General features: G+C 68.0%; 4 protein-coding genes. 3 read left to right on the plus strand and 1 reads right to left on the minus strand.

What is annotated here, in order from left to right:
- On the plus strand, nt 1-992 hold a 992-nt coding region (locus tag ACLPJJ_RS02300; RefSeq protein ID WP_443589148.1), incomplete at its 5' end, for an SPOR domain-containing protein.
- A 60-nt stretch (nt 993-1052) separates the two neighbouring features.
- Here the strand turns inward: ACLPJJ_RS02300 and gltX are convergent.
- Entirely contained in the window at nt 1053-2447 is a 1395-nt protein-coding gene (gene gltX, locus ACLPJJ_RS02305) for a glutamate--tRNA ligase (protein ID WP_443589149.1), read from the minus strand.
- A gap of 73 nt (nt 2448-2520) precedes the next feature.
- Here gltX and ACLPJJ_RS02310 point away from each other — a divergent pair, with 73 nt between their 5' ends.
- Nucleotides 2521-4530 carry a ComEC/Rec2 family competence protein gene (locus ACLPJJ_RS02310; protein WP_443589151.1) on the plus strand — a complete coding sequence of 670 codons (2010 nt, stop codon included), beginning with the start codon at nt 2521-2523 and terminating at the stop codon, nt 4528-4530.
- 37 nt (nt 4531-4567) lie between these two features.
- Nucleotides 4568-4809: hypothetical protein (locus tag ACLPJJ_RS02315; protein ID WP_443589153.1), on the plus strand; the 242-nt coding region annotated here is incomplete at its 3' end.

Here is a 4809-nt window from a genome sequence, read left to right on the forward strand (position 1 = left end):
CGCAGGCCGCCGAGCAGGCCTTCGAGGGCGCCGTGCAGGATGATCCCGGCAATGCCAATGCACTGAACGATTTGGGCATCGCGCGCGACCTGCAAGGCAATTTCGCCGGTGCCGTGGATCCGTATCAGCGCGCCCTGCTGGCCAATCCGGCGCTCACCGCGGCGGAGGTCAATCTCGGCCTGTCGCTGGCGCTGTCCGGCCATGGGGAGGAGGCGCTGCAATATCTCGGGCCGTTGGCCTCCGGGCAGGGCGCCACGCCCAAGATCCGCGAGGACTATGCCGCCGCGCTGGTCGCCACCGGGCGCGATGACGAGGCACGCCAGGTTCTTAGTGTGGATCTGCCGCCGGATGACGTGAACAGAGCGATGGATGGATTCTCCGCGCTCATCGCCTCGTCCATCCAGAATCCGCCCCCCCCGCCGTCGCCCGCGCCGACCGTCACCGAGGCGCCGACAGCCCCGGTCGCCGCCGCGCCGATTACCCCGGCCGCCCCGGTCAGCACGGCGCCAACGCCGCTGCAGCCTGCGGCAGATCCTGCGCCTGTTCAGGCGGCTGTGCCCGCTCCGGCTCCCGCAAGCCCCTCTTCGAATTCCAGTGCCGCCTATGTCGGCCCGTCGTCGGTCCCCGGGGCGATGTCCTCTTCCACACCGGGGGCCGGGCCCGCCCCGGCTGCGGAGCCTGTGGCTGCCGCCCCGGCACCTTCGCCCGAGCCTGCGCCGGCCGTCGCTGACGCGCCTGCCACCGGAGGCAATGCGGCCGTGCAACTCGGCGCGCTCAACTCGCAATCTGCGGCCGAGCATCAATGGGACAAGGTCTCCGCATCCGAGCCGGCGCTGTTCAGCGGCAAGTCGCCCGAGATCAGCATGGCTACCGTGCACGGCAAGACCTATTACCGGCTGCGCGTCGCGGGCTTTGCGGGCAAGGTGGACGCAGCCAAATTCTGCGCCGAACTCTCAGCCGCCGGCAGCACCTGTACCGTCGCGAATTTCTGACTGCGCATAAAAAAACCGCCCGTAAAAAACGGGCGGTTTTTTCGTTTGGCCGGAAATGGCTCAGGCGGTGACCGCGCCGATCCGCTTCAGGCTCTCTTCCTTGCCGAGCGCGATCAGCGTCGCGTCGATACCCGGGCTCATGGTGCTGCCGGTGAGCGCGGCGCGCAGCGGCTGCGCCACTTGGCCAAGCTTGCGGCCCTCCGCTTCGGCGAAGCCACGCAGCGCCGCGTCGATGGCGGCGGTCTCGAAGGCCACTCCCTCCAGCACCGGCAGCAGCCGCGCCAGCATCTCGCGGGCTTCCAGGGTTAGCAGCGCCTCGGCCTTTGGCTCGAAGGGCAGGGGTACTTCGCGCGCCAGGAAGGCAGCGGAAACCGCCAACTCCTCCAGCGTCTTCGCCCGCTCCTTCAGCCCCGGCATCAGCGCCAGAAGCCGGTCCATCGCCTCGGTGCCCACCGTGTGGCCGGACTTCACCAGCCGCTCGACAACTTCCTCGCGCAGCCGCGCATCATCGGCTTGGCGCAGCCACATGCCGTTCAGGTGGGTGAGCTTGGCGTAGTCCATGCGGCTCGCGGCCCGGCCCACGCCTTCCAGGGTGAACAGCTCGATCTGCTCGTCGCGGGCGAGGAACTCGGCATCGCCATGGCCCCAGCCCAGGCGCAGCAGATAGTTGCACAGCGCCTCGGGCAGGAAGCCCTGCTCGCGGAATTCCAGGATGCTCACGGCGCCGTGGCGCTTGGAGAGCTTCGCGCCATCGGCGCCATGGATCAGCGGGATATGCGCGAATTGCGGCTTCTCCCAGCCCATGGCGTCATAGATCTGGATCTGCCGGAACGTGTTGGTCAGGTGGTCATCGCCACGGATCACATGGGTGATCACCATGTCATGGTCATCCACCACCACGGCATGCAGATAGGTCGGCGTGCCGTCCGAGCGCAGGATGATCATGTCATCCATCTCGGCATTCTTCACCCGCACTTCGCCCTGCACGAGGTCTTGCAGCACCACCTCGCCCTCGCGCGGGGCCTTCAGGCGGATGGCGGGTCTCACGCCTTCCGGGGCTTCGGACGGATCGCGGTCACGCCAACGGCCATCATAGCGGGGCGCGCGCTTCTCGGCGACCGCCTGCTCGCGCATCGCCGTCAGCTCCTCCGGCGTGCAGTAGCACTTATACGCCTTGCCCTGTTCCAGCAGCTGCATCGCCACTTCCACGTGCCGGGCTTCGCGCGTGGTCTGGTACACCGGCGGCGCGTCGGATTTCAGGCCGAGCCAGTCCAGCCCGTCCAGGATCACCTGCACCGCTTCCTGGGTGGAGCGGGCGCGGTCGGTATCCTCGATGCGGAGCACGAACTCGCCGCCATGGTGGCGGGCGAAGAGGAAGTTGAAGAGCGCGGTGCGGGCGCCGCCGATATGCAGCAGCCCGGTCGGGGAAGGGGCGAAGCGGGTACGGATTGTCATGCCCGCCTGTTACCCTTTTGCGCCGCATTGTGCCAGCGCGCGCAAATGGTTAACGTCCAGCTGCAACTGGAGATTGCCGCTGTTCGACGGTTTTGCACGCTGGGTGGAGGCCGAGCATGGCCGCTTCATGCTTCTGCTGCCCATCGCCATGGGTGCGGCGATCCTGCTGTATTTCTCCCTCCCCACGGAGCCGCCTTTGTGGCTGGGGGGCATGGTCCTCGGGGCGAGCGCCGTGGCGCTGGCGGCGTCTTGGCGGCACCCTTACCTGCGTTTCGTGGCTGCGCTGGCGCTGGCGGCGTCTTTGGGTTTCGCCCGGGCCGAGTGGCGCACCGCCGCCGAACCGCCACTCGCCTTCATCCCCACCGGCGTCATCAAGCTTACCGGCAGCATCGCGCGGATCGAGATTATGCCCGGCGCCGAGCGCATCACCCTTGTATCCCCGCGCCTTGATGGCGGCCCGCCGTTGCCCCGTGCGGTGCGGATAAAGCTGCGCCCGGACGATCCGGCGCCGTTGCAGGCGGGCGAGGTGATGCAGTGCTACGCCATGCTGTTCGGGCCGGACCGCCCGGCCTATCCGGGCGGCTGGGACCAGGGGCGGGACGATTTCTTCTCCGGCCTCAACGCCGCCGGATTCGCGCTGAACCATGTCACCATCATCAGCCCGGCGCCGCCGAACCGCCTAGCCGATGCGCTGCAAAATCTGCGCGCCGATATCGCCGCCACCATCATGGCCACGCTGCCGCCCGAGACCGGCTCCATCGCCGTCACCCTGCTCACGGGCGACGAACAGGCGATACCGCCGCAGGAGCGGCAGAATTTCATCGAAGCAGGGCTGGCCCATATCCTCGCCGTGGCCGGGCTGCATGTCGGCATCATCATGGGGCTGGCCTTTGCCGGCTCGCGCTATCTGCTCACCCGGAGGGAGCGCATGGCCTTGCGCCTGCCGACCAAGGCCATCGCCGCGGCGCTGGCGCTGCTGGCGGGGGCCGGGTACGCCGCGCTGACGGGCGCGCATTTGCCCATCATCCGCAGCCTCGCCATGGCCAGCCTCGCCACGCTCGGCGTGTTCGTGGGGCGCCGTACGTTCTCCCTGCGCGGGCTGGCGGTGGCTGCCGTGGCGCTGATGCTCGCCACGCCGGAAACCGTGCTTGGTACCAGCTTCCAGATGAGCTTTTCCGCCGTGCTGGCGCTTATCTCCGGCTATGCCGCCGTGCAGCATTTCTTCACCCGCTTTCATGCCTCGGGCTCACGGCTGGGCCGCGTGGGCGCGCATGTGCTGGGCCTAACCTATACCAGCCTGCTCGCGGGCGCGGCCTCCATGCCCTTTGCGGCGTTTCAGTTTCAGCAGATCCAGCCGTACTGGATTCCCGCCAATCTGCTCGCCGTGCCGCTCACCGCGTTCTGGATCATGCCGCTCGGCTTGGTATCCTTGGCGCTGATGCCGTTGCACATGAGCGCGCTGGCGCTGATCCCCATGGGCTGGGGCATCCGGGTTATCGTCTGGATCACGGCGCAGATCGCGCAATTCCCGGATGCCATGCTGCGCATCGCCCCCATGCCGCCCGCCGCCATTCTGGTCGTCGCCGCCGGGTTGGTCTGGCTGTGCATCTGGCGCTCCACCCCGCGCCTTGCCGGTATTCCGGTCATGGCGCTGGGCGTGGCGCTGGCGTTGCTCGCCCGCCCGCCAGATGTGCTGGTCTCGCCTGATGCCCGGCTCATCGCCATACGCTCCGGCGGGACGGTGTTCCTGGTTGCGCAGCGCAAGGGGGACCGTTTCACCTTGGAGCAATGGGCGCCGGTCTGGGGCGAGGTGCCGCTCACCCCGGCGCAATGCACGGAAAATACCTGCCGGCTCGGCCAAGTTTTGTTCGCCACCGCGCCGCCCGCGGATTGCACCGGCTCTGCCATCGCGGTTTCGCCCGTCGAATTCACCGGATGCGCCGGGCTGCCGGCCATCGACCGGCTTTACGTCTACCGGAACGGCGCCACCGCCGCCTGGGTGAACGGCACCAAGGTCACGCTGCGGACGGACCGTGCCGTACAAGGTTCGCGCCCCTGGGTTGCGCCATACCCACAACTATAAATTGTCAATTTGTTAACGGTTCGTTAGCATCCCCGGCATGAGCCTGACCATTCCCAGCGTTGCCTCGCAGCATCCGCATGTCACGCCCGGCCTGGCCGAGCAGTTGCTCAGCTTGCGCCGGCGGTGGCGCATTATCCTGGCCAGCACTGTGCTCGTGCCCGGCCTTGCCTTGGCGGGGCTGTTGCGCACGCCGTTCAGTTACACGGCCACCGGCATTGTGCTCTACGACCCGGAAAGCGCCACGGTGCCCGGCGACAACAACACTGTCCCGCAGGATGC

The sequence above is a fragment of the Acidocella sp. genome (assembly GCF_052326845.1).
Lineage (GTDB): Bacteria > Pseudomonadota > Alphaproteobacteria > Acetobacterales > Acetobacteraceae > Acidocella.

What these genes read in the sequence shown, in the direction of transcription:
- gltX (WP_443589149.1), bottom strand. Translation starts at nt 2,447, where the DNA reads ATGACAATCCGTACCCGCTTCGCCCCTTCCCCGACCGGGCTGCTGCAT.